The sequence below is a fragment of the Algoriphagus halophilus genome (assembly GCF_041729275.1).
Taxonomy (GTDB): domain Bacteria; phylum Bacteroidota; class Bacteroidia; order Cytophagales; family Cyclobacteriaceae; genus Algoriphagus; species Algoriphagus halophilus_A.
Genome location: NZ_CP146486.1, coordinates 4,794,018 through 4,820,469 on the forward strand (window position 1 = coordinate 4,794,018; position 26,452 = coordinate 4,820,469).

The 26,452-nt window shown below is 40.6% G+C and carries 28 protein-coding genes, 2 pseudogenes and 1 riboswitch; of the genes and pseudogenes, 10 read left to right on the forward strand and 20 right to left on the reverse strand.

What is annotated here, in order from left to right; translation table 11 throughout:
• Window positions 1-39 precede the first annotated feature (39 nt).
• A complete protein-coding gene (locus tag V8V91_RS25805; RefSeq protein WP_373397894.1) occupies window positions 40-1,785 on the forward strand; it encodes an ABC transporter ATP-binding protein in 1,746 nt (581 codons plus the stop codon).
• 323 nt (window positions 1,786-2,108) lie between these two features.
• Here the strand turns inward: V8V91_RS25805 and V8V91_RS25810 are convergent, their stop codons facing one another.
• The 17 genes and pseudogenes from V8V91_RS25810 to V8V91_RS25890 all read right to left on the reverse strand — a co-directional run bounded on the left by V8V91_RS25810 (window position 2,109) and on the right by V8V91_RS25890 (window position 13,657).
• Window positions 2,109-2,315: a hypothetical protein gene (locus V8V91_RS25810; protein WP_373397895.1), complete on the reverse strand. Its 207-nt coding sequence runs from the start codon at window positions 2,313-2,315 to the stop codon at window positions 2,109-2,111.
• A 14-nt stretch (window positions 2,316-2,329) separates the two neighbouring features.
• Entirely contained in the window at window positions 2,330-2,797 is a 468-nt protein-coding gene (locus V8V91_RS25815) for an HAD family hydrolase (protein ID WP_373397896.1), read from the reverse strand.
• Window positions 2,798-3,004: 207 nt separating this feature from the next.
• Window positions 3,005-3,928 (reverse strand): alpha/beta hydrolase, encoded by a 924-nt coding sequence (locus tag V8V91_RS25820; protein ID WP_373397897.1) that lies wholly within the window; start codon window positions 3,926-3,928, stop codon window positions 3,005-3,007.
• Between the two features lie 75 nt (window positions 3,929-4,003).
• Entirely contained in the window at window positions 4,004-4,291 is a 288-nt protein-coding gene (locus V8V91_RS25825; protein WP_373397898.1) for a Trm112 family protein, read from the reverse strand.
• 7 nt (window positions 4,292-4,298) lie between these two features.
• Window positions 4,299-4,841 (reverse strand): annotated as a pseudogene (locus tag V8V91_RS25830) (thiamine phosphate synthase); the annotation flags it as partial.
• Window positions 4,842-4,917: 76 nt separating this feature from the next.
• The gene (locus V8V91_RS25835) at window positions 4,918-5,352 is read right to left on the reverse strand and encodes an AIR synthase-related protein (RefSeq protein WP_373397899.1); all 435 of its coding nucleotides are present in this window, start codon (window positions 5,350-5,352) and stop codon (window positions 4,918-4,920) included.
• A gap of 184 nt (window positions 5,353-5,536) precedes the next feature.
• Window positions 5,537-5,980 carry an AIR synthase related protein gene (locus tag V8V91_RS25840; protein ID WP_373397900.1) on the reverse strand — a complete coding sequence of 148 codons (444 nt, stop codon included), beginning with the start codon at window positions 5,978-5,980 and terminating at the stop codon, window positions 5,537-5,539.
• On the reverse strand, window positions 5,967-6,542 hold the full coding sequence (locus V8V91_RS25845) for a class I SAM-dependent methyltransferase (RefSeq protein ID WP_373397901.1): 576 nt from the start codon (window positions 6,540-6,542) through the stop codon (window positions 5,967-5,969). Before V8V91_RS25845 ends, V8V91_RS25840 begins: the two co-directional genes overlap by 14 nt.
• Window positions 6,509-6,703, reverse strand: coding sequence for a hypothetical protein (locus V8V91_RS25850; protein ID WP_373397902.1), 195 nt, complete (start codon window positions 6,701-6,703; stop codon window positions 6,509-6,511). Before V8V91_RS25850 ends, V8V91_RS25845 begins: the two co-directional genes overlap by 34 nt.
• A 52-nt stretch (window positions 6,704-6,755) precedes the next feature.
• A riboswitch (TPP riboswitch) is annotated at window positions 6,756-6,845 on the reverse strand.
• 70 nt (window positions 6,846-6,915) lie between these two features.
• The gene (locus tag V8V91_RS25855) at window positions 6,916-7,257 is read right to left on the reverse strand and encodes an L-rhamnose mutarotase (RefSeq protein WP_373397903.1); all 342 of its coding nucleotides are present in this window, start codon (window positions 7,255-7,257) and stop codon (window positions 6,916-6,918) included.
• The gene (gene fucP / locus V8V91_RS25860) at window positions 7,254-8,573 is read right to left on the reverse strand and encodes an L-fucose:H+ symporter permease (protein WP_373397904.1); all 1,320 of its coding nucleotides are present in this window, start codon (window positions 8,571-8,573) and stop codon (window positions 7,254-7,256) included. The genes V8V91_RS25855 and fucP overlap by 4 nt, the downstream gene beginning before the upstream one ends.
• Window positions 8,573-9,343, reverse strand: coding sequence for an SDR family oxidoreductase (locus V8V91_RS25865; protein WP_373397905.1), 771 nt, complete (start codon window positions 9,341-9,343; stop codon window positions 8,573-8,575). Before V8V91_RS25865 ends, fucP begins: the two co-directional genes overlap by 1 nt.
• A gap of 55 nt (window positions 9,344-9,398) precedes the next feature.
• Window positions 9,399-10,196, reverse strand: a complete 798-nt coding sequence (locus tag V8V91_RS25870; protein ID WP_373397906.1) for an amidohydrolase — start codon at window positions 10,194-10,196, stop codon at window positions 9,399-9,401.
• Window positions 10,193-11,053 (reverse strand): fumarylacetoacetate hydrolase family protein, encoded by an 861-nt coding sequence (locus V8V91_RS25875; protein ID WP_373397907.1) that lies wholly within the window; start codon window positions 11,051-11,053, stop codon window positions 10,193-10,195. The genes V8V91_RS25870 and V8V91_RS25875 overlap by 4 nt, the downstream gene beginning before the upstream one ends.
• A gap of 144 nt (window positions 11,054-11,197) precedes the next feature.
• Window positions 11,198-11,953 carry an SDR family NAD(P)-dependent oxidoreductase gene (locus V8V91_RS25880; RefSeq protein WP_373397908.1) on the reverse strand — a complete coding sequence of 252 codons (756 nt, stop codon included), beginning with the start codon at window positions 11,951-11,953 and terminating at the stop codon, window positions 11,198-11,200.
• Between the two features lie 64 nt (window positions 11,954-12,017).
• Entirely contained in the window at window positions 12,018-13,088 is a 1,071-nt protein-coding gene (locus V8V91_RS25885) for a Gfo/Idh/MocA family protein (RefSeq protein ID WP_373397909.1), read from the reverse strand.
• A complete protein-coding gene (locus V8V91_RS25890) occupies window positions 13,085-13,657 on the reverse strand; it encodes a peptidylprolyl isomerase (RefSeq protein WP_373397910.1) in 573 nt (190 codons plus the stop codon). The genes V8V91_RS25885 and V8V91_RS25890 overlap by 4 nt, the downstream gene beginning before the upstream one ends.
• A gap of 120 nt (window positions 13,658-13,777) precedes the next feature.
• Between V8V91_RS25890 and V8V91_RS25895 the strand changes: the two genes are divergently transcribed.
• The gene (locus V8V91_RS25895; protein WP_373397911.1) at window positions 13,778-14,233 is read left to right on the forward strand and encodes a GAF domain-containing protein; all 456 of its coding nucleotides are present in this window, start codon (window positions 13,778-13,780) and stop codon (window positions 14,231-14,233) included.
• Window positions 14,230-14,997, forward strand: coding sequence for a sensor histidine kinase (locus V8V91_RS25900; RefSeq protein ID WP_373397912.1), 768 nt, complete (start codon window positions 14,230-14,232; stop codon window positions 14,995-14,997). Before V8V91_RS25895 ends, V8V91_RS25900 begins: the two co-directional genes overlap by 4 nt.
• Here the strand turns inward: V8V91_RS25900 and V8V91_RS25905 are convergent.
• From V8V91_RS25905 to V8V91_RS25915, 3 genes are all read right to left on the reverse strand, one after another.
• Window positions 14,990-15,883 (reverse strand): 1-acyl-sn-glycerol-3-phosphate acyltransferase, encoded by an 894-nt coding sequence (locus V8V91_RS25905; protein WP_373397913.1) that lies wholly within the window; start codon window positions 15,881-15,883, stop codon window positions 14,990-14,992. The two genes, V8V91_RS25900 and V8V91_RS25905, sit on opposite strands and share 8 nt — an antisense overlap.
• A gap of 20 nt (window positions 15,884-15,903) precedes the next feature.
• Window positions 15,904-16,134 carry a hypothetical protein gene (locus tag V8V91_RS25910; protein ID WP_373397914.1) on the reverse strand — a complete coding sequence of 77 codons (231 nt, stop codon included), beginning with the start codon at window positions 16,132-16,134 and terminating at the stop codon, window positions 15,904-15,906.
• Between the two features lie 88 nt (window positions 16,135-16,222).
• A complete protein-coding gene (locus tag V8V91_RS25915) occupies window positions 16,223-17,071 on the reverse strand; it encodes an alpha/beta hydrolase (protein WP_373397915.1) in 849 nt (282 codons plus the stop codon).
• A gap of 71 nt (window positions 17,072-17,142) precedes the next feature.
• Between V8V91_RS25915 and V8V91_RS25920 the strand changes: the two genes are divergently transcribed.
• From V8V91_RS25920 to V8V91_RS25950, 7 genes and pseudogenes are all read left to right on the forward strand, one after another.
• Window positions 17,143-18,291 carry an AI-2E family transporter gene (locus tag V8V91_RS25920; RefSeq protein ID WP_373397916.1) on the forward strand — a complete coding sequence of 383 codons (1,149 nt, stop codon included), beginning with the start codon at window positions 17,143-17,145 and terminating at the stop codon, window positions 18,289-18,291.
• A 28-nt stretch (window positions 18,292-18,319) separates the two neighbouring features.
• On the forward strand, window positions 18,320-18,931 hold the full coding sequence (locus tag V8V91_RS25925) for an alkaline phosphatase family protein (protein ID WP_373397917.1): 612 nt from the start codon (window positions 18,320-18,322) through the stop codon (window positions 18,929-18,931).
• Window positions 18,874-20,028, forward strand: coding sequence for an alkaline phosphatase family protein (locus V8V91_RS25930; protein WP_373397918.1), 1,155 nt, complete (start codon window positions 18,874-18,876; stop codon window positions 20,026-20,028). The genes V8V91_RS25925 and V8V91_RS25930 overlap by 58 nt, the downstream gene beginning before the upstream one ends.
• A gap of 117 nt (window positions 20,029-20,145) precedes the next feature.
• Complete coding sequence (locus tag V8V91_RS25935) at window positions 20,146-20,721, forward strand: TetR/AcrR family transcriptional regulator (protein WP_373397919.1); 576 nt, start codon at window positions 20,146-20,148, stop codon at window positions 20,719-20,721.
• Between the two features lie 47 nt (window positions 20,722-20,768).
• Window positions 20,769-22,088 (forward strand): TolC family protein, encoded by a 1,320-nt coding sequence (locus tag V8V91_RS25940; protein ID WP_373397920.1) that lies wholly within the window; start codon window positions 20,769-20,771, stop codon window positions 22,086-22,088.
• A 31-nt stretch (window positions 22,089-22,119) separates the two neighbouring features.
• Entirely contained in the window at window positions 22,120-23,235 is a 1,116-nt protein-coding gene (locus V8V91_RS25945) for an efflux RND transporter periplasmic adaptor subunit (protein ID WP_373397921.1), read from the forward strand.
• Between the two features lie 31 nt (window positions 23,236-23,266).
• A pseudogene (locus tag V8V91_RS25950) lies at window positions 23,267-26,439 on the forward strand (efflux RND transporter permease subunit).
• Window positions 26,440-26,452: the final 13 nt, after the last annotated feature.

The window sequence follows — 26,452 nt, forward strand, 5'->3', positions numbered from 1 at the left end:
TCCCTGAATTCAGGTTTACCAATCTTAACGCACTATTTCATGGCTAAAAAAGCAGCACGCAAAGTGACCATGGGTCAGGTATTTAAAACCATCATCTGGCCCAGAAGAAAGCATTTATTTTTAGGTCTTTTTTTGATCATTATCAGTAGACTCGCCAGCCTAGTGCTCCCAGGAGCCAGTAAATACCTGATAGATGATGTGATACCCAGCAATGACCTGACCATGCTCAAATGGTTGATTATTGCCGTTGTAACGGCCATCGTGATCCAGTCGGTCACCTCTTATGCTCTGACTCAAATCCTGAGCGTGGAAGCACAAAACCTGATCGCCAAGTTAAGGTCCCAGGTCCAAAGTCACATCATCAAACTTCCTATCCGATTCTTTGATAATACTAAAACTGGAGAATTGGTGTCCAGAATCATGTCGGATGTGGAAGGAGTGAGGAACCTGGTCGGAACGGGCTTTGCCCAAATGGTAGGTGGGATCTTGACGGCTATCATTTCGCTGTTTTTACTGATCAGCATATCTCCTAAAATGACCTTGTTTGTGCTGCTTCCTGTGGTGATTTTCGGTTTGGTGTCCTTAAAAGCCTTTGGAAGAATCCGGCCGATATTCAGGGAAAGAGGAAAGATTAATGCGCAGGTGACAGGAAGGCTTACCGAAACCTTGGGAGGAATACGAGTGATCAAAGGATTTAATGCCGAGCAACAGGAAATCAAAACCTTTGCCAGAGGGGTGGAAGAGTTGTTTTTGAATGTAAAGGCAAGTTTGACTGCTACCAGCTTTGTGACTTCTGCAGGAGCCTTATTGCTTGGGCTAGCTTCCGCAGGGATCATGGGTTTGGGCGGTTATATGATCATGCAAGAGCAATTGACATTTGGGGATTTTCTGGCTTTTACCCTTTACTTGGGATTTATGATTGCTCCGATTGTTCAGATGTCAAATATTGGAAGCCAGTTGACTGAAGCTTTTGCAGGATTAGATAGAACTGAAGAAATCATGAATACTCCTTTGGAGGCAGACGATAACCTAAGAACTTTGTCTTTGGCCAAAATTAAAGGAGAAATGGTTTTTGACCGAGTTTCATTTTCTTATGAAGAAGGAAAAGAGGTGGTAAAAGAGGTAAGTTTTGAAGCACCTGCTGGATCTGTGACTGCCTTGGTAGGGACTTCAGGTTCAGGAAAGACTACTATTGCTGGACTGGCAGCTACGTTCTTAACTCCAGACTCTGGTAGTATTTACCTGGATGGAAATGATTTGGCTACGGTGACGCTGGACTCTTTCAGGACCCAATTGGGTGTGGTCTTACAGGATGATTTCCTTTTTGAAGGGACTATTCGGGAAAATATTCTGTTCCCAAGACCTGATGCTTCGGAGGAACGATTGCTTCAGGCAGTTCATGCAGCGCATGTACAGGAATTTACAGATCGTTTTGAGGATGGTTTGGATACTTTAATAGGAGAACGAGGGGTGAAGCTTTCCGGTGGACAACGACAAAGAATTGCCATTGCACGAGCCATCTTGGCTGATCCAAGAATATTGATTTTGGACGAGGCTACTTCAAATTTGGATACGGAATCAGAAACTTTGATCCAAGCGAGTTTAAAAGACTTGATGAAGGGAAGAACCACCTTTGTGATTGCACACCGATTGAGTACCATCAGACAAGCAGACCAGATTTTGGTGATCGAACAAGGCAAGATTGTAGAAAGAGGGAAGCACGAAGAATTGATTGCTTTGGAAGGAAGGTATTATCAATTATATACTTACCAGGCGAGAATATAGGTTGCAGGGTCTAAGTTGTAGGTTTTTGGCTATAGTAAAATTAAAAATTGTAGAGTTTAAAATGAGAATTAATGTTTTAGGTTTTATTTGTAAGTTTCTTAAAACATAGGTTATGAAGTTAGAAGGAAGAATTTTGTAAGTTAGTTTACATTGTTCAAGTCCCGGTATTCAGAACTAAAAATTCACGGAATTGCACAGCCAACTCCGCCTTTTAAAAGGGGAAGGGGGATTGAAGAATGGAAGTATGAATTATGAAGTCAGAAGTTAGTTTGAAAACTGATGACTGAACACTGCCAACCGAATACTGACTCCTAACCACTGATTCACATTTCCTTGATCAAAGGAATAATATCTGAAATCTGTTCGGCTTGATAAAAGTGTTCATGTTCAATTTCATGGTGGATCATTTCATGCTTCCACGTCACATGAAATGGGATATGAATGGCATGACCCCCGAGTTTCAATACAGGGAGAATATCTGATTTTAAGCTGTTTCCCACCATTAAAAATTCGGATGGATAAACATCCAAATGCTTGATGAACTTTAGGAAATCTGTTTCCTTTTTTCGCTCATGATTTCTATATGATGGAAATAAGCCTCCAAACCTGATTTCTTGAGTTTCCTTTCCTGATCTACCAAGTCGCCTTTGGTGGCCATTACCAGTCTATAATCCGAACTCAGTTCTTTTAAGACCTGCTCCACTTCGGGTAGCATTTCCACAGGTTTACCCATCATTTCTTTTCCAATATCCATGATTCGTTCTATCATGGTTAATGGAATGTTCTTTTCAGATACCCGAATGGCGGTTTCAATCATGGATAGCATGAAGCCTTTGATACCATAGCCATAGATGTTAATGTTTTCAATCTCAGTATGATATAATTCTTTTAAAGAGCTGTGTTGAGGCATGAAATCCTCTAACATCTCCGTGAATTTTTCTTCAGCCTCCCGAAAAAATGGCTCATTAACCCAAAGGGTATCATCTGCGTCGAAAGCGATAACTTTAATCATGAAATTTTAAAATTGAGATGTTGTAAAAATTGAGGATTAGGGAATAAAATGATTTGGTTCCTTCGCAAAATAAAGAGCTTCAAAATTCGAATAAACGATTTTTCTCAAAGTTACATAATCCGATCACTGACCACTGACTACTGACTACTGACTATTGATCACTGACCACTAACTACTGATCATTGACTACTGACTACTGACTATTGCTCACTCCTCACTATTCAGTGAAATCATCCAATCCAATAACACCTCTCTCCATCCAGAAACAGGGCCTTTTCCTAGGCCAAAGCCGAAACCATGTCCACCGGTAGGATAGATATGCAGTGAAGCAGGAACTCCCTTGGCATGAAGGGCTTTGTAATATAAAAAGCTGTTTTCGATCGGAACCCCTTTGTCATCCTGTGCATGAACCAAGAACGTAGGAGGGGTGTCTTCTGTGACGTTCAGTTCACCCGAAAAACGATCGATCAACTCTTGTGGAGCGTTTTCTCCGATTAAGTTTCTTCTAGATCCTGAATGGGCACTGGCATCCCTGAATGATATAACCGGGTAAGCTAAAATTGAAAAGTCAGGACGTGCCGATAATTCATCGATCGCATCTTTTGGTCTATCCACCTCATGCTCATATTGGGTACTTACCGTCGAGGCTAAATGTCCACCAGCAGAGAATCCCAAGACACCGATTTTTTCTGGATCTATTTGCCAGTCGTTTGCATGATGTCTTGCCAGTCGAATAGCTCTTTGTGCGTCGAGCAAAGGAACCTCCTTCCCATCTGTCAATGATTTGGAATCGGGGAGTCTGTATTTAACGACAATTCCAACTATTCCTTGTGTGTTTAGCCATTTAGCAAAATCCCTTCCTTCCCAGTCATAAGCTAGAATATGGTATCCACCTCCAGGAAAAATGACTACTGCTTGTCCTGTTCGTGATTGCTTACTTGGTAAAAAGACTTCAATCTGAGGAATCTGAACATTTTCAATTCGAATAATTCCTTGCTCCACGGCTTTTTCTTCCAAACCCATATCCGTTTGAAGGGGTGGAGTGCCTTCCCATAGTGGTAAAACGATTTCTTGAGCAAAAGAACTGCTAAAGGTCATACTGAGTAAGAGACCGAAAAATAGTGATTTCATAGGTTCATTTATTGGGCTTCAATTGGAAAGATGAACTCTCCAAACCATTTGGTTTTGAGGGTTTAAAATACTCATTTATTTGAGTTCTTTGGTAGTTTTTGGTCCCGCTATTTTGAAAGAGTTAGTTTTTGTATCCATTTCTAATCCCCATCTTTCCAAATTGGGTAGTTCCAAACTTTTTTCCCGGTATTCATCTGGAGTCATAATGGGAATCCCATAGATGATCGGAAAATACCGTTGGCAGGATTCGCAAGTGAGTAATCCTTCTATGATTTCCTGATAATCAGTTTCTTGGATGATTTGGATCTTTAAGTCGCTTTTGTCAAAAGGACAACAAAGTTTATCTACTAATTTTCGATTCATGTAAATGCTATTTAAGTTGTTGGAGATAGGTTTGGACAGCCATTTCAGGGTCTGTAGCGTTTAAGATTCCAGAAATAACCGCAATTCCTTCGAAGGAGAAATGGCTAAGTTTTTCCAGGTTCTCTGGTTTGATTCCGCCTGAAAGGAAGATCGGCAATGAAGTCAATTTCCTGGCTTGCTGGATACTTTCAGGGTGAACTAACTCACAGGTATCAACCGAGGAAGAAGGGAATACTGAACAAAAGCTGATGTATGATAATTGATTTTGCTCCGCCCATAAGATCAGTTCCTCTTGATTGTTTACAGTTAGTCCAATGATTTTACTTTTTAAAGATTCCCTTATAAGCTCAAATTCTTCTGGTACTTTGTCTAAATGTACCCCATCCAAATTGCACTTTTGGGCTAATTTCCAATCCTCATTGATCAGTACTGGAACTTGATAAGTCTGTGCAATTTTTTTGATGTCCTGACAGAATTTGATCTTTTCTTGTTCGGTAACTTGTTCAGGCCAGTGATTCCAAATTTGAAGTAGTTGAACCCCTCCTTTGAGTGCTTGTTGGGTTTTTCAAGTAATTCTAGCCAGGGTTGATTTGGATCCAGAACCAAGTATATTCCTTCGAGTTTTTTCATGTCATACCTTGTTGTAAAGCTTTGAAGAATGCTCCCCAATAAGGGTCAATTCCATTGAATTCAAAATTTGATGATCCACCGGACTTACCTAGTAAGGTATTCATAGGACTATTTGTGAAAGTACCAATGGATACGGCCGGAATTCCTTCATCTTTTAATCGGTTGATGAGTTTATTTTCACTTTCCGGGGTAACCGCCATAATCATAGATCCTGCTCCAATGGAAATAAGCGGGTCGATCCCGAAAAGTTCGGACACCTGTTGAACTTCCGTAGGAACAGGTATATCGGCGGCATTTACAGAGAAACCCAAACCAGAGGCATTGGCCATTTCCTGAATTGCACCTAAAATCCCTCCCTCCGTAACATCATGCATGGCATGTAGCTCTTGGTGTGGAGTGAGTGTTTGATGTGCCAATCTTGCTTCCTTCAATACGGAAAGTTTCCAGAAGTTATCCGCCGCAGTTTGTTGGATCTTTTTCCCAAAGCAGACTGAACTGTTTCCGGAAAGGACATAGCCAAGAGTGATGTAGATGAAATAGCAGCATGTTTGGTGAGAATAATAGCATCTCCGGCTTTGGCTAATGAGCTAGTTAGAATTTGGTTTCTGGGAGCTTTCAAAAAGAAAGTACCCCTCCGGAAATGGTAGATTCAATTCCTGGGATTTGCCCGGTATGCCCACCTGTGATGCTGATCTCCATTTCCTCACAAAGGGAATGAATATGTTTCCAATATTCCTGGAAATCTTCCCTGCTTAAGCTTAGTGGTAAATTGAGCACAAACTGGGCATATTGTGGTCCGAAGCCTGTTGTACTCATATCATTGGCCAATAAATGTACCGAAAGCCAGGCAGAAACCTTCATTCCCAAACTTGGGATCAATGAAAGAGGATCGCTCGAAATGGCCAATGCATCTCCATTTCCAATATCCACCATGGCAGTATCTACTCCGAACCTGGGCCCATGAATGACCTCTTTTCTTCCAGCTCCACAGAAGTTTAAAACATCTTCTTTAAACACCTCCGAGCTGACTTTACCCGCTGAATTCTCAAAAGCTCCCATTAGACATCCAATAATTGAACGTGGAACCCAAAGAAATCACCATAGGGGATTTTCCATTGTTTTTAGGGAACCATTTTGGCAATCCAGTGGCGTTCCATTCGATTTTGTATTTCCGATCAGGCAAGGCTTCTGCTACCAATGCTTCCAGGGATGCGGGAGTATAGAAATGGGCAGTCACATAATAATTGTTTCTTCCGAAAACCTGCTGGACTTTACGTCGGAGTAGTTTGGGGGTATTTCGGTTCATCATTCCAAAAATGATCCCATACTTTCCTACTCGAACCGCTTCTTGGATTACCTGAATAGGGTTTTTGTAATATTCGAAGGTGGTGACAAAAGCCAATGCATCAAAGGAATGATCCTTGAAAGGCATATGATGTGAATCAGCCATCACCAGGTCTCCGTCAAATAATTGCACCCCTTGTGCCAACATAAAAGGAGAAATGTCTCCTCCGGTAGCTTCCAATCCGATTTCATGCCACCAGCGGGTAAATCGGGTAGTTCCGCAACCAAATTCCAATAAGGTTTTCACCCGATGATCCTGTTTGATGAGTTCCTCCAAGGTCTTTTTTGCCAGACTTCCTGGAATTTATAAGGGCCCTCGTAGTAATCTTCGTAATGGTCGGTATCATCCCGGTTGAAAAACCATTCTTTTCTGCCTTGCCAATTTCGAAGCCCATCAGGAGCTACTTCAAATTTTTCTTGTTTGATCAGTTTACTCATTCGCCTATGTTCATAGACCTGAATGAATCCCAGAAATGGAGAGAAAGTGAAAAATAAGGAGGTTCACAATTCCTACGCTGGCATTATCCAGATCAGGTTTTCGGGTATCATCTCAGCCTTTTGGGCACCCCGTTGTAAATTTTGTTCTACACAAAGATAGAAAGAAGAAGGAAAGGGAAAAGTCTTTCCGCTTTTGAATTCAAATACCTGAATTAGGCTTTAAACTCAAAAATTTTCTCCGTAATCGCCCATCTCCAATTAGCCGGAGTACCTGGGAGATTGGTCTGATATTGTCCAAGGAAGGTCTCCCATTCCTGCACTTTTGGATTGCTCTCATCTAGTTTTGCCTTCTTTTCGAAAGAGAAATTCTCGTCACCCACCAAAATCATGGTTAGTCGGTTCTGCCATCGGTATATGCTCATTTGCAAAACTCCAGCGACCCGAATACTCTCAATGATTTCTGGAGCCACTGCTTTATGACATGCTACATAGGCTTGAATGGCTTCTTCTTCATTTTTCAGGTCACAGATGAGTACAAATGTTTGGGTTTTCATTGGGCAGAAGATTTTACTCGAACACTAAACAATCCTACAAATACAAAACAGATTAAAGGCAAAATAAAGGAGAAATTGACCTCAGGGACCCCTAAAATTAGCGTGTCATCGTAACCTGCCCCTCCAATATCCATGATCATCCCTTGTAAGGTAGGCATGATGGCACCTCCCACAATTGCCATTACTAAAAAGGCGGCAGCAAACTTGGAGTCTTCTCCAAGACCTTCCAAAGCGATTCCATAAATGGTTGGGAACATCAAGGACATGGCAAAGGAAATCGCTACCAAGCTATACAAACCTAACATTCCGGGAAGGAATATGGCTCCAGCAGTAAATAGAATGGCTAATACAGAGAATATGGCCAGTAACTTTGCCGGAGCAAAAAACTTAAATAAGTAGGTACAAATCCATCTTCCAATTAAAAACACCACCAAAGCAGAGTACCCATAATTCACTGCAGAAGCATTGGAAATCCCTAATACTTCGGCGTATTGGTAGATATAGGTCCAAACCATGATCTGAGCACCTACATAAAACATCTGTGCAAAAGTTCCTTCCACAAAGTTCCGTTTAGTCCATAACCTTTTCATGGTGGCGCTAAAGTCTATACGGTTGTCAGAGTCTTTGCTTTCGGGCATTTTGGCTAAAGCAATGATGACTAAAATGGCCAAAACCACCAAACCAAGCATCACATAAGGATTTCGTATGACCATCAAATCCGCAGTTCTGATCACGGCCTTGGCGGATTCATCCAAGGTGGTGAAGATGATATTTCCATCCGCATCTGTTTCATTGGATTGGAGGGCATTTAGGATGAATTGTTTGGCTACAAACAAGCCTGCCAAAGCTCCCATAGGGTTAAAAGCCTGGGCTAAGTTCAATCGTTGGGTAGCGGTGGCCTCTGGCCCCATAGCCAAAATATAGGGGTTGGCAGTGGTCTCCAAAAAAGCCAAACCAAAGGTCAAGATGTATAAGGAGGCCAAGAAGAAACCATAACTTTCCCAAGCTGCAGCTGGGTAAAATAGGAGGGCTCCGAATCCATACAGCCCAAGTCCTAGAAGAATACCTGTTTTGTAGGAGTATTTTTTAATAAAAAAGGCAGCAGGAAGTGCCATGGTAAAGTAGCCTCCATAAAATGCCATCTGCACCCAAGATGCCTGGGTGTTATTCAATTCCAACACTCTTTTAAAGGCAGCCACCATTGGGTTGGTGATGTCATTGGCAAAACCCCATAAAGCAAAGAGGGAGGTGATCAGAATAAATGGAAGAATTAAATTTTTGGGGACTAGGGCAGGTTTTTGGGTTAGGTTGTTCATTAAAGAGATCGGTCAAGGTGGGTATATCCTCCATCCACAAACAGGTGTTGTCCTGTCATATGGGAGGCTTTGTCAGAAAGTAAGAAAATGCTCATGGCAGCGATTTCCTCTGGACTAGTCATTCTATTTCCTAAAGGAATATTTTTAGTAATATCAGCTAGCTTCTGTTCTGGATTATCAAAAGTCTGAATCCAGTTTTGATAAAGGGGAGTGTAAACCTCAGCAGGAATTACCGCATTGACCCTGATTTTATATTTCAGTAATTCCACTGCCCATTCTCGGGTCAGGGACAATTGCGCTCCTTTGGCAGCGGTATAACCGGAAGTTCCTCCCTGGCCTGTAACCGCAGTCTTACTACTGATATTGACAATGGCTCCTTGCGTTTTTTTCAGATGAGGAAGCGCATAATGGGCCAGCTGGTAATAATGGAATAAGTTTTTGGAAACTGAATTGGCAAATGCTTCCGGGGAACCATTTTCTAAGCCCACGCTATCGTTGGCGCCTGCGTTATTCACCACACCGTCTATCCTTCCAAATTTCTCAATAGTCAACTTGACCGCTTTTTCGGCATCACTAGCTTCCAAGAGTCTGATAGGAATTTGAAATGCTTTCATGGGGGCACGTTCTAAAATCAACTCTCCTTCCTCAATGGAAGGGTCAATAATGATCGGGATCGCTCCTTCGTCAATCAATCCATTGGATATTGCTCCTCCAATTCCTTTGGCACCACCACTGATGATGATGACTTTATCTTTAAGATTTAAATCCATTTTGGGTTTTATTAATCTATATTATTCTTTTATCCCGTAAAAATCCACTGCATTTTCACCCATAATTAATTTTTCTCTCAGAAGGTGAAAGCTTGTCGGTAAAACGATCTACCAACTCAAATACTTGTTCATATTCTGCAGCGACCAAACATACTGGCCAGTCGGAACCAAACATCAATCTCTTGGGACCAAAAGCCTCCAAAACAATCTCCATGTAATTTGCAAAATCATTGGGTTTCCATGATTTCCAGTCCGCCTCGGTGACCATGCCGGATAGTTTGCAGGAAACATATTCCCGCTCTGCGATAGGGGCCAGTTCCTTTTTCCATTCTCTCCAGATTCCCAGCTTAATATTGGGTTTAGCTAAATGGTCAATGACAAATGGTTGCTCTGGACTTCGTTTTAAAAATTGCAGGGTGGCCTCCAGTTGATTAGGAAAGATCAAAATATCATACGTATATCCTCGCCTTCCTATTTTTTCAATTCCACGGATAAACTCTTTTCTAAGCATGTATTCCACCGGTTTGTCCTGCAAAACTTCCCGGTATCCTTTGAGCTTTTTGTGTTTGGAAAACTGGTCAAGATCTTTGTCTAAGGCATCACTACCTAAATCGGCCCAACCTACCACTGCTTTGATTTCATTGAACTCCTCCGCTAAATCAATTAAAAATGCGGTTTCATAAAAACTCTCATCAGCCTGGACAGCTACACAGCCATCGAGCTGATGTTGGGAAAGTAAAGGGATCAGGTCATCCGGAAGAAAATTCTTCTGGATGACCTTCATGTCTTCATTGATCCACTGATGTTTTTGTGGATTATACTTCCAGAAATGCTGATGAGCATCTATTCTCATGCTTCCGGATCATTGACTGCCACTTGCTTGGAAACGCCCAATCCATCGATTCCTAGCTCCACTACATCGCCCTCCGCCAAATATCTAGGTGGGTTAAAGCCTAACCCAACTCCTGCAGGGGTTCGGTTGGAGATTACATCTCCTGGCAATAAAGTCATGTATTGACTGAGGTGTTCGATGAGAGTAGGTATATCAAATACCAAATCAGAAGTATTGCTGTCCTGAATCGTTTCCCCGTTAAGCTTCAACCAAAGTCTCAGATTATGAGGGTCAGGAATCTCAGTTTTGGTAGCCATAAAGGGGCCTAGTGGAGCAAAATTGTCCGCACTTTTTCCTTTAACCCACTGCCCACCATGTCGAAGTTGAAAATCTCTTTCACTGACATCGTTATGTAAGCAATAACCTGCTACATAATCCATGGCATTTTCCTTACTGACATATTTGGCTCTTTTTCCAATCACTACCGCCAGTTCAACTTCCCAGTCAGTGGCAACGGAATTCTTTGGAATATAAATTGGATCAAATGGTCCGCATAGGGAGGAAGTAGCTTTCATAAAGATGATTGGTACCTCGGGAACTGGCATACCTGATTCAATGGCATGTTTCCTGTAGTTTAATCCAATGCACACAATTTTGGAAGGTCTGGCAACGGGAGAGGCAATTCTACTACCTTCAGGGATTTTAGTTAAGGTTTCGAGGTTTGCTTCTAACCAAGCATCCAATCGATCGAGCCCATTTTCGGCAAAGAATTGCTCGTTCCAATCTTCGAGGAAGCCAGAACAATCTAGGTAGTTTCCTTCTTCATCTATAATTCCTGGCTTTTCCTGACCAGCGTCTCCAAATCGTATCAGTTTCATAATCTAGTGTCTAGAATTTAGTAAAAGGTATTTTGAATTGAGTTTGTAGAATTACTATCAAGAATTAGGGTAATGAACAAATGCCATATCGTCGATTGGATAATAGCCTATATTCCTAAATCAAGATTGTAAATTCAGTTTATTTTACATTTTAAGTCCTAAGAACCCTCCGTCAATAGGAATATTGGTGCCTGTTATAAAGCTACCGGCATCGGAACTCACAAAATAGGCTAGGTTCGCAATTTCTTCTGGGCTAGCCATTCTTCCAATAGGTTGGGTGGCAGAAAGTTTTTCAAACATTTCCTTTTCCTGACCCGGATAGTTTTTAGCTAAAAATCCATCCACAAATGGAGTGTGGACTCTTCCCGGAGATAGGCAATTGCATCTAATTCCATCCGCTACATAATCTCGGGCAATGCTTAAAGTCATGGAATAGGCAGCTCCTTTGGTCATGGAATAGGCGAAGCGATCCGGAATCCCAATGGTCGCAGCTACAGAAGCCATGTTTAAAATAGACCCACCACCATTTTCTTTTAACTTAGGTAAGGCCGCTTTGGTACAGTTAAACATGCCTTTTACATTGACTTGAAATACTTTATCAAAGTCTTCTTCAGAGGTATTTTCAACTTTTCCAATATGGGAAATTCCAGCATTGTTTATCAGCACATCAATTTTTCCAGGAATGCTTTTGATGGAATTCTCAGTTTCTGAATAGGATGCTAAATTACATTTGATAAAGGTGGCAGATTTTCCCTCGGCAGTAAGTTCTTTACTAATGGATTCTCCAGCGTCGTTGAGATCCAAGAAATACACGGAACTTCCCTCAGACGCAAATTTTTTCACCATTGCCAGACCTATACCACTGGCTCCCCCGGTTATTACTATGGTTTTATTTTTCATGATTTGTATAAAAAAATTAAGATAATGTCGCTTTTTACCAACCGCAACGACTTTTGATTTTAAGCTACAGTTTTACTGTTTCACCGGTCTTTACCGATTCATCGCACGCAAAAGCGATCTTTAAACTGTTTAGGGCATCATCCAAATGATCATCCAAATTAAGGTCATCCATAATAGATTTCAAAAAGAAAGATTGCTCTCGGTTACAAAGCTCCTGATGCCCAGGTTCATCCTTCATGTCAATCCATTCGTCTTTTTTAGTAAACTTGTTTTCAGAATTGATATCGGCATGGTGGACTCGAATGGATTCTGTTTTGGTATGGCTATCCACATCATCAGATTTTCCGGATGATCCGGCTTCTTTGGCAGTAATTGAAACCGATCCATTCGGGCCAAAAACATCTTTGACAAAGAATGCTGTCTCGCTGACCATTGGCCCCCAACCTGCTTCATACCATCCGACAGAACCATCTTCAAATCGAATTTGTAGCTGACCATAATTGTAATTATCAGCGGCTATGTCATCGGTTAATCGGGCACCGATTGCAGAAACAGTGATTGGTTTTGATCTAGTCATTTGACACATCACATCGATGTAATGGACTCCGCAATCCACAATAGGACTCAGGCTTTTCATCAGGTTTTTGTGGACCTCCCACATATAGCCTTGGCTTTGCTGGTTCAAGTTCATCCGCATCACCAGGGGTTTTCCCATTTTTTGGGCTTCTTCTATAAACCTAATCCAAGAAGGATGATGTCTCAAGATATATCCTACGACCACCTTTTTGTCCTTTTCCTTTGCTTTGGCAATGATCTTTTCACAACCCAAAACAGAATCAGCCAATGGTTTTTCTATAAAAACATGGCAACCAGCTTCCAGTGCAGCCAAAGCAAATTTTTCATGGGTGTCTGGATAGGTGCTGATGCAAACCGCATCTGGTGAAGTTTTTTCTAAGGCAGATTCAAAATCTTCAAAGAGAGGATAGGCTGCTTGCAATTTTTGATTGAGCTTTTCTTTACTGTTTCCTCTGGCGACCAATCCGCAAATTTCAAATTCAGGAAATTGGTGGTAAGCGGCGGCATGTGAAGCTCCCATGTTTCCGCAACCAACCACTAAAATTTTGATGGGTTTCATGGATTTGAATTTTTAAGTTTTTCGATTTTAGAAGGAGATAGGTATTTGATTTTAATTTTCATGGTAACAGGCTTTAATGGTTCGTCTTTGTCATCAGTTTCTAGATGAGCGATGGTTTCCACAACATCCATTCCTTGGACTACCTGACCGAACACGGTGTAATCTCCATCTAGGCGATGAACTCCCTCCGGATTTTGAATGATGTAAAATTGACAGCGAGCACTGATTTTTTCAGGATTTCCATCTCTTCCTGCACCTACAGCGCCATAAACATGAGTGAGTTCTGGAGTGATTTCCGGAGCAAGTAAATATTCAGGATCATTAAAGCCTTCTTCTGTATCAGGACATCCACCTTGATTGACAAAGTTGGGTATGACACGGTTGAAAGTAAGTGTATCCCAATAGCCTGCATTTGCCAATTCAATAAAACTATCACGATGGTTAGGAGTTTGATCTGCAAGGGAAATTAAGATTTTTCCATAAGGAGTTTTGATCTCTCCAATTGGTACCTTATTTGAGGTTTGACTAAAAGTTAAAGAACAAACCAACAAAACAAATAGTAAAGTCAAAATGCAGTGTTTATTTTTCAGGGACATTTCAATGTGAAAATTAAGCGTTGTAATAAATCTAGGTATGAAAATGGGGCATTTTGATCTGTTTTCAATGGGTTAACTAATATAATTCGTGCAATGGACAAGCAATCATCAATTCTTGATAATGAGTTAGAAAGGCTTTTGGCCTTAAGCAACCTGGATTTAGATTATTACGATGCAAAGCATGGGATTGATTGGTTGACCGAAATGGCCGCCACTGTGGCCGGTACGCAAGTCTCTCTGGTCAATTTGATTGATTCCTATACCCAATGGAGTATAGCCTCAGTGGGAATAGAATTGACTCAGATGCCGAGGGAAGATTCTGTATGCCAATTCACATTAGAGAATGAGGAAGGGGAATTATTTGAAGTCGATGATTTAAGGCTAGATGAACGTTTTAAAGAAAAGAAGTATGTCAGAGAGAACCCAAATCTGACTTATTACCTAGGTGTTCCGCTGAAAACATCAGAAGGGTATAATCTGGGATCACTTTGTGTGATGGATGTGGAGTTGAAACAGATTAGCCAGGAAAAAAAGAATTGCTTAAAATGATCGCTAGGCAAATTGTGGACCGCTTGAAAGTAAACAGCAAGGTTCATGATTTAAAAGTTCAAATATGGGAGCTTCATCAAAGTCAAAGAAAGCTTGCCCATGATATCCGAGGACCATTAGGTGGGATTATGGGACTTGCAGAAATTATCAAAACCCAAGGGAAAGATAATGATCCGGAGGAAGTAATGGAATACATGGATTTGATCGAAAAGAGTGGGAAATCCATGATGGATCTTGCTGATGAAATTCTAGGCCAGCACTATGATGCTTCTCATCACCGGACCATGGAACTTGAAGATTATCAGCTCAATTTAAAATCCTTTCGAGCAAAGATCTTAGACATGTTCACTCCTCAGGCCATTCTTAAAAAAATTGACCTTCAGGTGATTTTGAATGAAGAAAATCAATATATGCCTTTCCCAAAGGCCAAACTGATGCAGATTGTTGGGAACCTAATTTCAAACTCGATTAAGTTCACTCCCGATAGCGGCTCCATACATATCGTTTTGGATTTAATTCTTGAATCCAATAACATGATGTTGGTAATAAAAGTAAGGGATTCGGGAATGGGAATGACTCAGCAAAAGATTGATCAATTGCTTTCCAATGAAGCCGTCACCGAACTTGGAACTTCTGGAGAGAAGGGGTTTGGATTTGGGGTGAAAATGGTGCGGAAGTTAGTAAACGATCTCAATGGAGAAATGGACATCCAATCCCAAGTTGGAAAAGGGACAGAGTTTACGGTTAAAATCAGTTTTAACTAACCGAGTTTGACTCCAGACTTTTCTTTTGATTATTCACCGGATTGGCATACATGGCCAAGAAATTTTTAACCATCAATGCGTTCTTGGTGTCAACTTTTTCGACCAACCTTTTTTCAAATGCATTTTTCTCTTCCTGAGTATAAAAGGAGAGGTACTCTTCATCTCCATACAAGAGATCATGAGCAATGTAATTACTTGGCCAAAGTTTATATCCAGACCAGATTTTTTGATCAATGACTGCCGCTAATTGGGAAAGCTTTTCGCCTAGGTTGAGCGCTGTTTTGGAAATTTCAGCAATCTCCTGATCTATTATTCCATTGACTTGTATATGAATTCTCTTTTTGGTACCCATGATTCCTCTTAAAAGATTTAAGAAGTCCTCATTTTCGCTCTTAATGTATTTTTCATCTCTTGACTTTGCCAGCAGCTCCGGCATTTTTAAGATGTCTGTTGGATCGTATTCGTAAGAAATGGAAATTGGCACCACTTTGATTTTTTCGAAGTAAGCAAAAGGGTCATTACCTTCTTCGGCTAACGTAAGCATTTTCAAAACGCCACGGTGGGTTGCATCATTTCCATCTTTGGTTCTTCCTTCTCTTTGTGCAGTCCAAACAGACCTGTTTTCATGAACCAACGACTTTTTAATATAAGCAGAAGCCAATTGAGAACTTTCCAATAAAGCTCTTCCTTGAAGTCCTCTTTTGATAGCAAAATTTCTATTGAGTCTAGAAAGTGTGTGCAAGAATTTCTTTTTGATCAAATTGTCTCCAATAGCCGAGGTGGTTAAAACCAACCCATTCTCATAAAGACAAGAATTGAGCAAAGACGTGTCGAGAATAATGTCCCGATGGTTGGAGATAAACAAATATGCGGTATTGGCTTCCAATTGCTCGAAACCGCCGACACTTAGTCCATCAGAACTTTTTCAAGCACTTTTTTTACTCCGGGGTAAATAAAATTGATTTGAAAATCCCTTAAAGAATGGGTATGCAACATCAGGTCTTTCCAATGTTCTTTTGAATCTGAAGGAAAGGTGAAATTCATCATGGCCTCCAGCATAGGGTCATCCACTATTTCTCGAATGGCAGCATTGGCTTCTGCATCGTAAAATGGCCTGATAGAATCAAAATTTGACATAGTACAAGGGCGAGTGAAACTGCAAAAAGCAAAATTTAGGTCAATTTTTGAAGAATAATCGCTAAATGATTTTTAACCAGAAGGCTAATTATTCCCATTTCAGATGTTTAGAGATAAACATGAGATGGTAAGGAAGTGCCTCGGTCCAGTATTCCCAGGTATGTGCTCCTGGTCTTTCTGTGTAATCATGAGGAGTTCCGTTTTCTAATAGCATTTGATGCATTTGCCTATTCGTCTCTATTAAGAAATCATCCACACCAATATCGAAAATCAAGGCGATTCCATTGTCTTTCATTTTATCAACAAGTCCCACAGCAGTGTACGTGGAAAAAGGAGCTTCATAGTTCAGGTCATTCCCAAGCATCGCCTTTTGTTGGGTTTGTCTCAATTGTTGAAAACTCTCAGGGACTTTCCATAATCGGGTGTCAATATTCATGACTCCGCTCATGCTCCCCGCAGCAATGAATAGTTCAGGATGTTTGGCACTGAGCATCATGGCTCCATGACCTCCCATAGACAAACCGGTAATTGCCCTGGATTCTTTTTTAGCTAGCGTAGGGTAGTTTTTGTCTATTTCAGGGATGAGCTCTTGTGTGATATAGGTTTCGTATTGAACGGAATCCATCATGGGGCTATCATAATAATAGCTTGCAGGGCCTACTCCAGGAGTTACAATGATCAAATTATATTGTTCGGCCATTTTATTGACGATTCCTGCTTCAGTTACCTTTTTATGCCAATCGTCAAAAGCACCGCTTCCTCCATGAAGTAAATATAGAACTGGAAGTTTTTCAGCCTTTGAATATCCAGATGGGGTGGTTACGGCGGCCTTTAGGGTTTTCTTCATGGCTTGACTATACACTTCGATGGTATCCACAGTGGTCTGGGCAAATACCAAAGAAGGCAGGAAAGTCATTAAGAGCAATAATTTCTTCATAGTGAAATAGGTTTTAGGGTGATTTCGGCCTCCAAAATAGGGATAATTCTAAAATTAAAAGAGGCTTGATCATGACAATAGTCATTTTCTTGGGAGTTGATTTTGTTTATCTTTCATCTATCAAAATGAAAAACGAAAATCTTCAAAATATTGCAAACCTTCTGATCGTATTGATCTTGGGTTTCATCCTTCTTAAGGAAGGCTCATTTATAATCGTGCCTTTAGTTTGGGGAGTGTTTTTTGCTTTTGCCTTAAATCCTATGTCCAATTGGATAGAGAAAAAACGAATTCCAAGGGGCTTGGCGATTTTATGTAGTATTTTAGTGGTCAGTTTATTGGCCTTGAGTGTTTTTTATTTGTTACTCAACCAAGTCATTGGACTGATTAGCGATATTCCTGAAATTGGAAATGTCTTTAATACACGGGTAGAAACCTATCTGGCTGATTTGCAAGTACTTTTTGGGGTGGAGTTAAATTCCAATGATTTGCTGGATAAGGTGGGGCTATTTGATTTTGGTAATCTGAATAAGACCATTTTTGCAACCGGAAAATCCATTGTGTTGATAGGAATTATCCCGCTTTATATTTTTTTATTGATGTATTACAAAGACTTTTTTGTGGAGTTTTTGATAAGAAGATCCAAAGACTCCAATGAAAAAATCATCAATTGGGCAAAGGATTCTGGTAGAGTAATTCAGTTTTATTTGGCAGGAATGCTGAAAGTAACCGCAATTGTCGCACTGTTGTCAGGGGTGTTTTTCTATTTGATTGGGGTTAAGTACTTTTTGTTGTTTGCTGTATTTATAGCCTTGATGAACTTAATCCCTTATGTGGGGGTATTTATCAGTTCCTTATTTGCCATTTTGTATGTTTTTCTGACCACCGATTCATTGGCTTATCCCTTGATTACCTTCTTTGTGTTATGGGGGATTCAATTGATTGAAAATAACCTAATCACTCCATTGGTAGTAGGGTCTGAAGTAAAAGTCAATGCATTGGCGGTGGTTTTGGCAATTTTAATTGGAGGTTGGGTATGGGGAATATCCGGAATGATATTATTTATCCCGCTGGTTGGTGTTTTGAAAATCACCTTGGAAAAAAATGAGAATCTAAAAGCCTATGGATTTTTATTGGGAGATGAGATTACCATTTCTGAAGAAAGCGAAAATTTTTGGAAGTTGATCAAACGGAACATAACTAAATCAAAAGGCAAGAATTAGTCTGATTAAAAAATGAGAGAAAGGAGCCATGGAAAGAAAAAAGAATATATATCTGAATACCATCATTATCCTGGCTTTTATAATGGGTTTAAAAAGCTCTTTTGCACAGGAATTCTCAAAACCCAAACTTATTTTACAAATTACTGTAGACCAATTGAGGGCAGATTTACCTAAGACCGTTTTAGATAGATTGCCAGAGGGAGGATTTAAATATCTTTATAGTCATGGTATTGTCTATGAAAATGCTTTCCATCGGCATGCTAACACAGAAACTGTGGTAGGCCACTCTACACTTGCGACAGGAGCAGACCCTTCAGATCATGGAATGATTGGTAATTTATGGTTCGATAAAGAAGAGAAAAGAACTGTTTATAATGTGGAAGATTATAAATACCCTTTGATTGGAGATGGGGGCGGAGTGGATAAAAATACAGAAATTGATCCTACTCAGGCAGCTGCTTCTTCGGATGGAAGATCACCTTTGGCAATAAGTTCCACAACTTTTTCAGATGAGCTCTCCATGAGTTCGAATGGAAAATCAAAAGTTTTGGCGTTTCAGTTAAGGATCGAGGAGCGATACCCATGGCAGGACATGCTGGAAAAGCATTTTGGTTCAGTAAAGCGAAAGGACAGTTTGTAAGCAGTTCCTATTATTATGATAATTATCCTGAATGGGTGAACAATTGGAATGAAAAAGCCCTTTTTAAAGAATTTGAAGGGAAAAGTTGGGAGTTAACAAACCCTATATCCACTTATAAATATGGTGAAGAGGATGATATGCCCTATGAAACAAATTTGCCTGGATATGGGACTGTATTCCCTCATCAGTATGGAGATTTAAATAATAAGTATTTTACAACATTTTTAACCATTAGTCCGGCTGGAGATGAATTGACCTTGGATTTTGCCAAGGAATTAATTGAGGCAGAGAAATTGGGGCAAGATGAGGTGACGGATTATCTATCAGTAAGTTTTTCTTCCACCGATTATGTGGGGCATGTATTTGGACCTTCAAGTCTTGAAAGTGAAGATAATTTAATAAGATTGGATAGGACCTTATCCAGTCTTATAGAATTTGTAAATGATCAAGTTGGACTTGAAAATGTACTTATTGTTTTATCCGCAGATCATGGTGGGCCTGATGCTCCCGGTAGAATGAAAGCATATGGAGTTGATGGGGGATATTTTGATATTAATTCAGTAGATACCTTGGCTATTCATCAGGTTATAAAAAATAAATTTAATATAGACGAAAAGGTAATATCTGGTTTTTATCATCCTTACATCTATTTAAACGACGAAGTTATTGACAGGTATGGATTGGATATAAATGAGGTGTCAAGAACATTGGCGAGAGAGCTCCAAAATCAAGAAGGTATAGCTTTTGCAATTCCTTCCATTGATTTATTAGAAGGAAAAGTAGCTGACACAAAACTGAATAGATCAGTTTTGAGAAATTATAACCCGAAGCGGTCAGGGGAAATTTACATTGTGTTGGAACCCTATTGGTATATCAATGATTTTGATGGATTGGTTGTTGCATCGACTCATGGTTCACCCTGGAAATATGATACTCAGGTTCCTCTTATTTTTGCAGGAAATGGTTTAAAGCATCAAATCATATTTCGAGAAGTAGAAACTGTAGATCTTGCATTAACTTTATCAAATTATTTGAAAATCAAAATCCCCTCTGGTTCCTCTGGGAAACCATTGTTGGAGGTGTTGAAGGATTTATAGCTGATAGGTTTATTATTAATCTGAACTAGGGAGAACTATTTTATTGCAATCCTATAAAAAAAAATTCGGGATTCTGGAACTTATTTTCTTTAACTGTGATTGAACGTTCATTCAGTTATGGAAAATTTACTCAACAAAAGAAAATGCATCCTTGAAAGTGCTCTTGAATTGATCAATGAGCAAGGCTTTCATGGTAGCCCTATTAGTAAAGTAGCGAAGAATGCCGGTGTGGCAGCTGGATCAATTTATACCTATTTTGAAAGTAAGGAAGAATTGATTTTGGGGATTTATGAATATGTCTCCGAAAACATCAAAACCTACGTTTCGGAAAAAGATGACGAGACTTTGGATTTTAAAAGCAGGTTCTTCAATTATTGGAAAAACTACACGAGATTTTTTGAGCAGAATCCCGCGCAACACGGATTTTATGATCAATTTTTAAATTCTCCTTTTAATTCAGAGAGTTCACAGCAATTTCCCAATGTATGGCATGAGTGGTCTTATGGATTTTTTCAGTCTGGAATAGATCAGGATGCCATCAAAAACATGAACCCAACGATCTTAGCCATTTTAGTCAATTCGAATATCAATTCAGTAGTGAAGATCAAAAATAACTTCAAAGCAAAACTGGCCCGAAACAAGGTGGACTTGGAGGAAATTTCCAAGCTCATTTGGGAGGGTATAAAAAGCTGATAAACCCAAAGTTTTTAGGAAGTCAATTTTATTCAATTTTCAATTCTATGTTTAAAAAGTATGTTCTGCTTGTCGGTATCGGAGTTTCACTCTTTTCGACATCTGGCTATGCACAGGAGAACCCACCAATTCCTCAAGGAGAATTAACCTTGGAGGAAATTTTAGAATATTCCTTGGTGAATAGTCCCATGATCAAGCAATCCCAAATTGATCAAGAGATTGGGGATCATGAAATCAAGGCAAGTTTGGCAGATTGGTATCCTCAGGTAACTCTTTCTGGAGCGGGAAATTATAACATTAAACTTCAGACCTCTGTGATCGGAGACCAATTGATCACTTTTGGCCAGCCTTGGAATTCCAATCTGATGTTTCAAGTGAACCAAACCCTATTTAATAGGGATCAATTGTTTGCTTCCAAATCGTCTAAATACTATCGGGATCAGCTGGACAAAGCCATTAAAAATACTCGCATTTCAACCATTGTGGAAGTAAGTAAGGCGTATTATGATATTCTTTTGGCGGAAGAGCAACTCAATGTATTGAATGAAAACATTGGGAGGTTGGAAAAGCAATTGAAGGATGCCAAAAACAGGTATGAATCAGGTTTGGTAGACAAAACCGATTACCAAAGGGCCAGTATTTCCTTATCCAATGAGATGAGTGTCAGAAATAGGGTTCAAACATCTTTTGATGCAAGGTATGCCTACCTAAAACAGTTGATGGGATGTCCTGAGGAATTTGAGTTTACAGTGAGTTTTGACCGAGAGGAGATGCTCTCCGAAATTTATATGGACGCTTCTGAACCTTTGGTTTTGGAAAACAGGGTAGAGTATCAATTGATGCAAACTCAGCAGACATTAAATGAAATCCAGTTTAGCTATGAAAAGTGGAATTACTTGCCTCAATTGTCTGCTAGCTATAATTACAATTGGCTGTATTTCAATCAGGATTTTTCCAATCTGTATAATCAGGCTTATCCCACCTCTACAGTAGGCTTGACCTTATCCTTGCCAATCTTCCAAGGAGGAAAAAGAAATCATCGAGTACGAGTAGCAGATCTTCAGGTCGATCGAGGTGCCATTGATTTGCAAAATCTAGGTAATCAAATCAAGACAGAGTACGAGGTAGCCTTAACTACCTACCAAAGCGATGTTTATGCATGGGAAAATATCCGTGAAAATATGAAAATGGCTGAGGAGGTATATGACATTATCAAATTGCAGTATGACGAGGGGATTAAGGCCTATGTGGATTTGGTAGTGGCAGAAACTGATTTAAGAACTGCTCAGATCAACCATTTAAATGCCATTTTCCAGGTTTTGGAGAGCAAACTCGACCTAGAAAAAGCCCTGGGATTAATCGAATAATATAAAAAACGAATCTATAATTCTACATATAATGAAATCTAATTTTAGCAACGTTGCCTATTTAGCACTGCTATTCGCAGTTTTTTCCTGTGGTACAAATCAGCAGGCAGGTCCACCTCCAGCTGCTGCAGTTTCGGTGACAACGGTTCAAGTGGAAAGAAAACCTGTAATTGGGATGGATATATACCCAGCTACCCTTGTCCCTTTGAATGAAGTGGAAATCCGACCTCAAATCAGTGGCTACATCACCAATATTTACATCAAAGATGGTCAAGAAGTAAAGAAAGGGCAGAATCTCTATGAGATTGACAGAAGTAAGTTTGCTGCAGCACTTCAACAAGCAGAAGCCAATCTTGCCAGCGCAAAAGCCAATCTTGATAAACTGGAGAAAGACCTGGAGCGGTATAAAAGATTGGATGAACAAGATGCGATTGCCAAGCAACAATTGGATCATGCGCAGACGGCCGTTTTGGATGCCAAATCTCAAATGGCTTTTGCCAATGCCCAATTGGAATCTGCTAAAACTGATTATTCCTATTCTGTATTGAAAGCTCCATTTGATGGTAGGGTAGGTATTTCCCAAGTGCGTTTAGGAGCTCAGGTTTCTCCGGGTCAACCGCTTTTGAATACGCTTTCTTCTACTGATCCTATGGCCCTGAATTTTGTGATCAATGAAAAAGAAATTCCGCGTTTTAACAGGCTGTTGAAATCAACTGATACTCCAGATTCACTCATGACTATCGAATTGAGTGATGGGAGTATTTATCCTTTCCAAGGGACGTTGACTACCATGGATCGTGCAGTAGGCCGTCAATCAGGTACCATCAACCTTCGGGTAAATTTCCCCAATCCCAATCAGGATTTGATCGCTGGAATGACTGTGAGTTTAAGGGTGCTCAATGAGGATATTGGCGACCAGATTACCATTCCGTATAGATCCGTGACGGAGCAAATGGGTGAGTATTTTGTGTACGTAGTTCAAACTGATAATACTGTGAAACAGCAAGTGGTTCAATTGGGGACTCAGGTTGGCAATGAAATCGTCGTTAGAGGTGGATTGCAGGAAGGTTCGAAAATTGTCGTAACTGGTATCCAAAATCTTCGTGAAGGGGCGCAAATCGCAGAGCAATCGGCCCAAGTACAATAAATTCTTTTCACACGACTTGATTAATTAACTAATGATATCAGACGTATTTATAAAACGGCCTGTCACCGCAATGGTCATCTCCATTGTCCTCGTGATGGTCGGGGTCTTAGCCATCCTAAATCTTCCTGTTACCCAATACCCCAATATCACCCCACCAGTGGTTTCGGTATCGGCTAATTATACAGGGGCAGATGCAAAGACCGTGGAGCAAACCGTAGCTACCCCTATAGAAACCCAAGTGAATGGTACCCCTGGAATGGCTTATATCTCTTCCAACAATACCAGTACGGGCCAAATGCAAATGGACGTTACGTTTGAAGTAGGGACAGATATTGATATTGCCACTTTGGATGTGCAAAACCGGGTTTCTATCGCAGAACCGGCTTTACCTGAAGCAGTTCGTAGGCTCGGGGTGGTGGTTCGAAAAAGAAATCCATCCATTATGATGGTGTTGAGTATTACTTCGCCGAATGGAACTCATGATGGTAAATTCTTATCCAATTACGCCAATATTTTCATCAAAGATGCTTTGCTCCGTGTCAATGGAGTGGGGGATATCACCGCGATCGGACAGGATTTTAGTATGCGTGTTTGGCTTCAGCCGGATAAATTGGCTCAGTATGGGATTTCTGCCAGAGAAGTAACTACCGCGATCCAAGAACAAAACTTGCAAGTGGCAGCTGGTACGGTAGGAAGTATGCCTCAATTTGATTCCCAAGCTTTTGAATATCCGATTACTGTCAATGGTAGATTGGAAAGAGCGGAGGAATTTGAGGACATCGTCTTGAGAACGAATCCTCAAGATGGAACCTTGGTGTATTTAAAGGACGTGGCAAGAATTGAACTAGGTCAATTTGATTATGGTAGGTATTCCACCTTGGATGGAGAAGAATCTGCCATTCTATTGATTTATCAGGCTCCAGGAAGTAACGCGCTTGAGACTGCCGAAGGCGTATATGCTGCGTTGGAAGAACTCCAGAAATCGTTCCCTACGGATATGAAATACACAGTTCCATTTGAATCGGTATCTGTGGTGGAAGTTTCCATTGATGAGGTGCTTCATACCTTTGGAGAGGCTCTTCTTTTGGTGGTCATTGTGGTGTTCTTATTCCTTCAGAGCTGGAGAGCTACTTTAGTTCCTGTGCTGGCCATTCCAGTATCCATCATTGGTACCTTTATATTTTTCCCTCTGCTTGGGTTTACGATCAATACATTAACACTATTCGGCTTCGTATTGGCAATTGGTATAGTGGTGGATGATGCCATTGTGGTAGTGGAAGCAGTTCAGCATTACATAGATTCCAAAAAGATTTCTGCCAAGGAGGCCACTCGATTGGCAATGAAGGATATTACTGCTCCTGTAATTGCCATTGCCTTGATTTTGGCCGCAGTGTTTATTCCGGTAGGATTTATTCCTGGAATTGTAGGTAGAATGTATCAGCAATTTGCCATCACCATTGCTATTTCGGTGTTGATTTCTGCCTTTGTTGCCTTGAGTTTGACCCCCGCCTTATGTACGCTGTTGTTGAAGCCTTCCGAGGTAAATGAAAAAGGGAAAGGGTTGAATAAGTTCTTCTACAAGTTTAACCAATGGTTTGATCGAACCACCCAATCTTATACTTCTGGAGTAAAAGGAGCGATCAAAAAGCACCACTTATGCTGATTCTACTGGTATGTATTTTTGTTGGAACGTTCGGCTTATTCCAGACCAAACCAACAGGTTTCTTACCTACTGAAGATGAGGGTAGATTGTATGTGACCCTGCAATTGCCAGAGGGTGCTGCAAGTAACCGTACTCAGGAGGTCATGCAGAAAATGAACAATATTTTTGCTGAAACAGAAGGGATTAACCATGTGACTGGTATTGGTGGATTGAATGTGATTAACTTCTCTTTCAAACCAAATGCAGCTACTTTCTTTGTTCAGATGGATCCATGGGATCAGCGAACAGAGCCTTCTCTTCAGCTGGGGGGCATGTTGGCGACTTTGAATCAAAAATTTGCCGCGATCACAGAAGGGAATATCGTAGTGGTACCACCGCCGGCTATTCCTGGCTTAGGAAGAACGGGGGGATTCAGCTTCATGTTGGAACAACGGTCCAGTACAGGAGATATCAAGGAATTTGAGGCTGCATTGGGTAAGTTCTTGGCAGCAGCCAATCAGCGACCTGAGATTGCGATGGCTTATAGTTTCTTTACTGCCAAAACGCCTGGATACCACGTGACTGTAGACCGTGAGAAGGCGAAGAAGCTCGGTGTTCCATTGACTGAAATTTTCACTACCATGTCTAATTACATGGGTAGTTCCTATGTAAATGATTTTACCAGATACGGAAGGAACTTCCGGGTAGTGGCACAGGCCGATACAGCTTATAGAGCAGGAATCAATAACCTGGAACAATACTATGTGAAAAGCACGGGAGGTGAATCCGTTCCTTTGAGTGCATTGATCAATTATGAGGTCGTAGAAAATGCACCTGTGATTTCTCATTATAACTTGTTCCGCTCTGCGGAAGTCAATGGAAATGCAGCTCCAGGATACAGTAGTGGTCAGGCTTTAGCAGCTTTAGAGGAAGTGGCAGCAGAAGTGCTTCCAGCCGGTTATGGCTATGATTTCTCTGGTTTAAGCCGGGAAGAACTTTCCTCAGGGAATAGGACCATTTTGATTTTCGCCTTGGCCATCGTGTTGGTTTCGCTTTTGTTGGCTGCCTTATATGAAAGCTGGTCCGTACCATTTTCAGTACTCTTGGCATTACCATTGGGAGCGTTTGGAGCCATCATTGCGTTACATTTCCTGCCAAAGCTAGATAATAACGTTTATGCCCAAATTGGTCTGATCACGTTGATCGGTCTGGCAGCAAAAAATGCCATCCTGATTGTGGAATTTGCCAAAGAAAGGGTAGATGTTGGCATGCCATTGATCAAGGCTACTTTGGATGCAGTTAGATTGAGGTTACGTCCTATCATTATGACCTCTCTTGCATTTATCCTCGGGGTAGTTCCACTGGCAATTTCAAATGGAGCGGGAGCCGTGGCTAGACAGACTATTGGTTGGACGGTAATTGGAGGAATGATGGCAGCGACTTTCCTTGCTATTTTCTTCGTACCGGTATTGTATGTGGTGATTACCAAAATTGCCTATGGCAAGAAGACTTTAGCCGAGCTAGAAGCGAATTATGATCCAAATGCGCATTTACATCATTAATTAGTACAGCTTA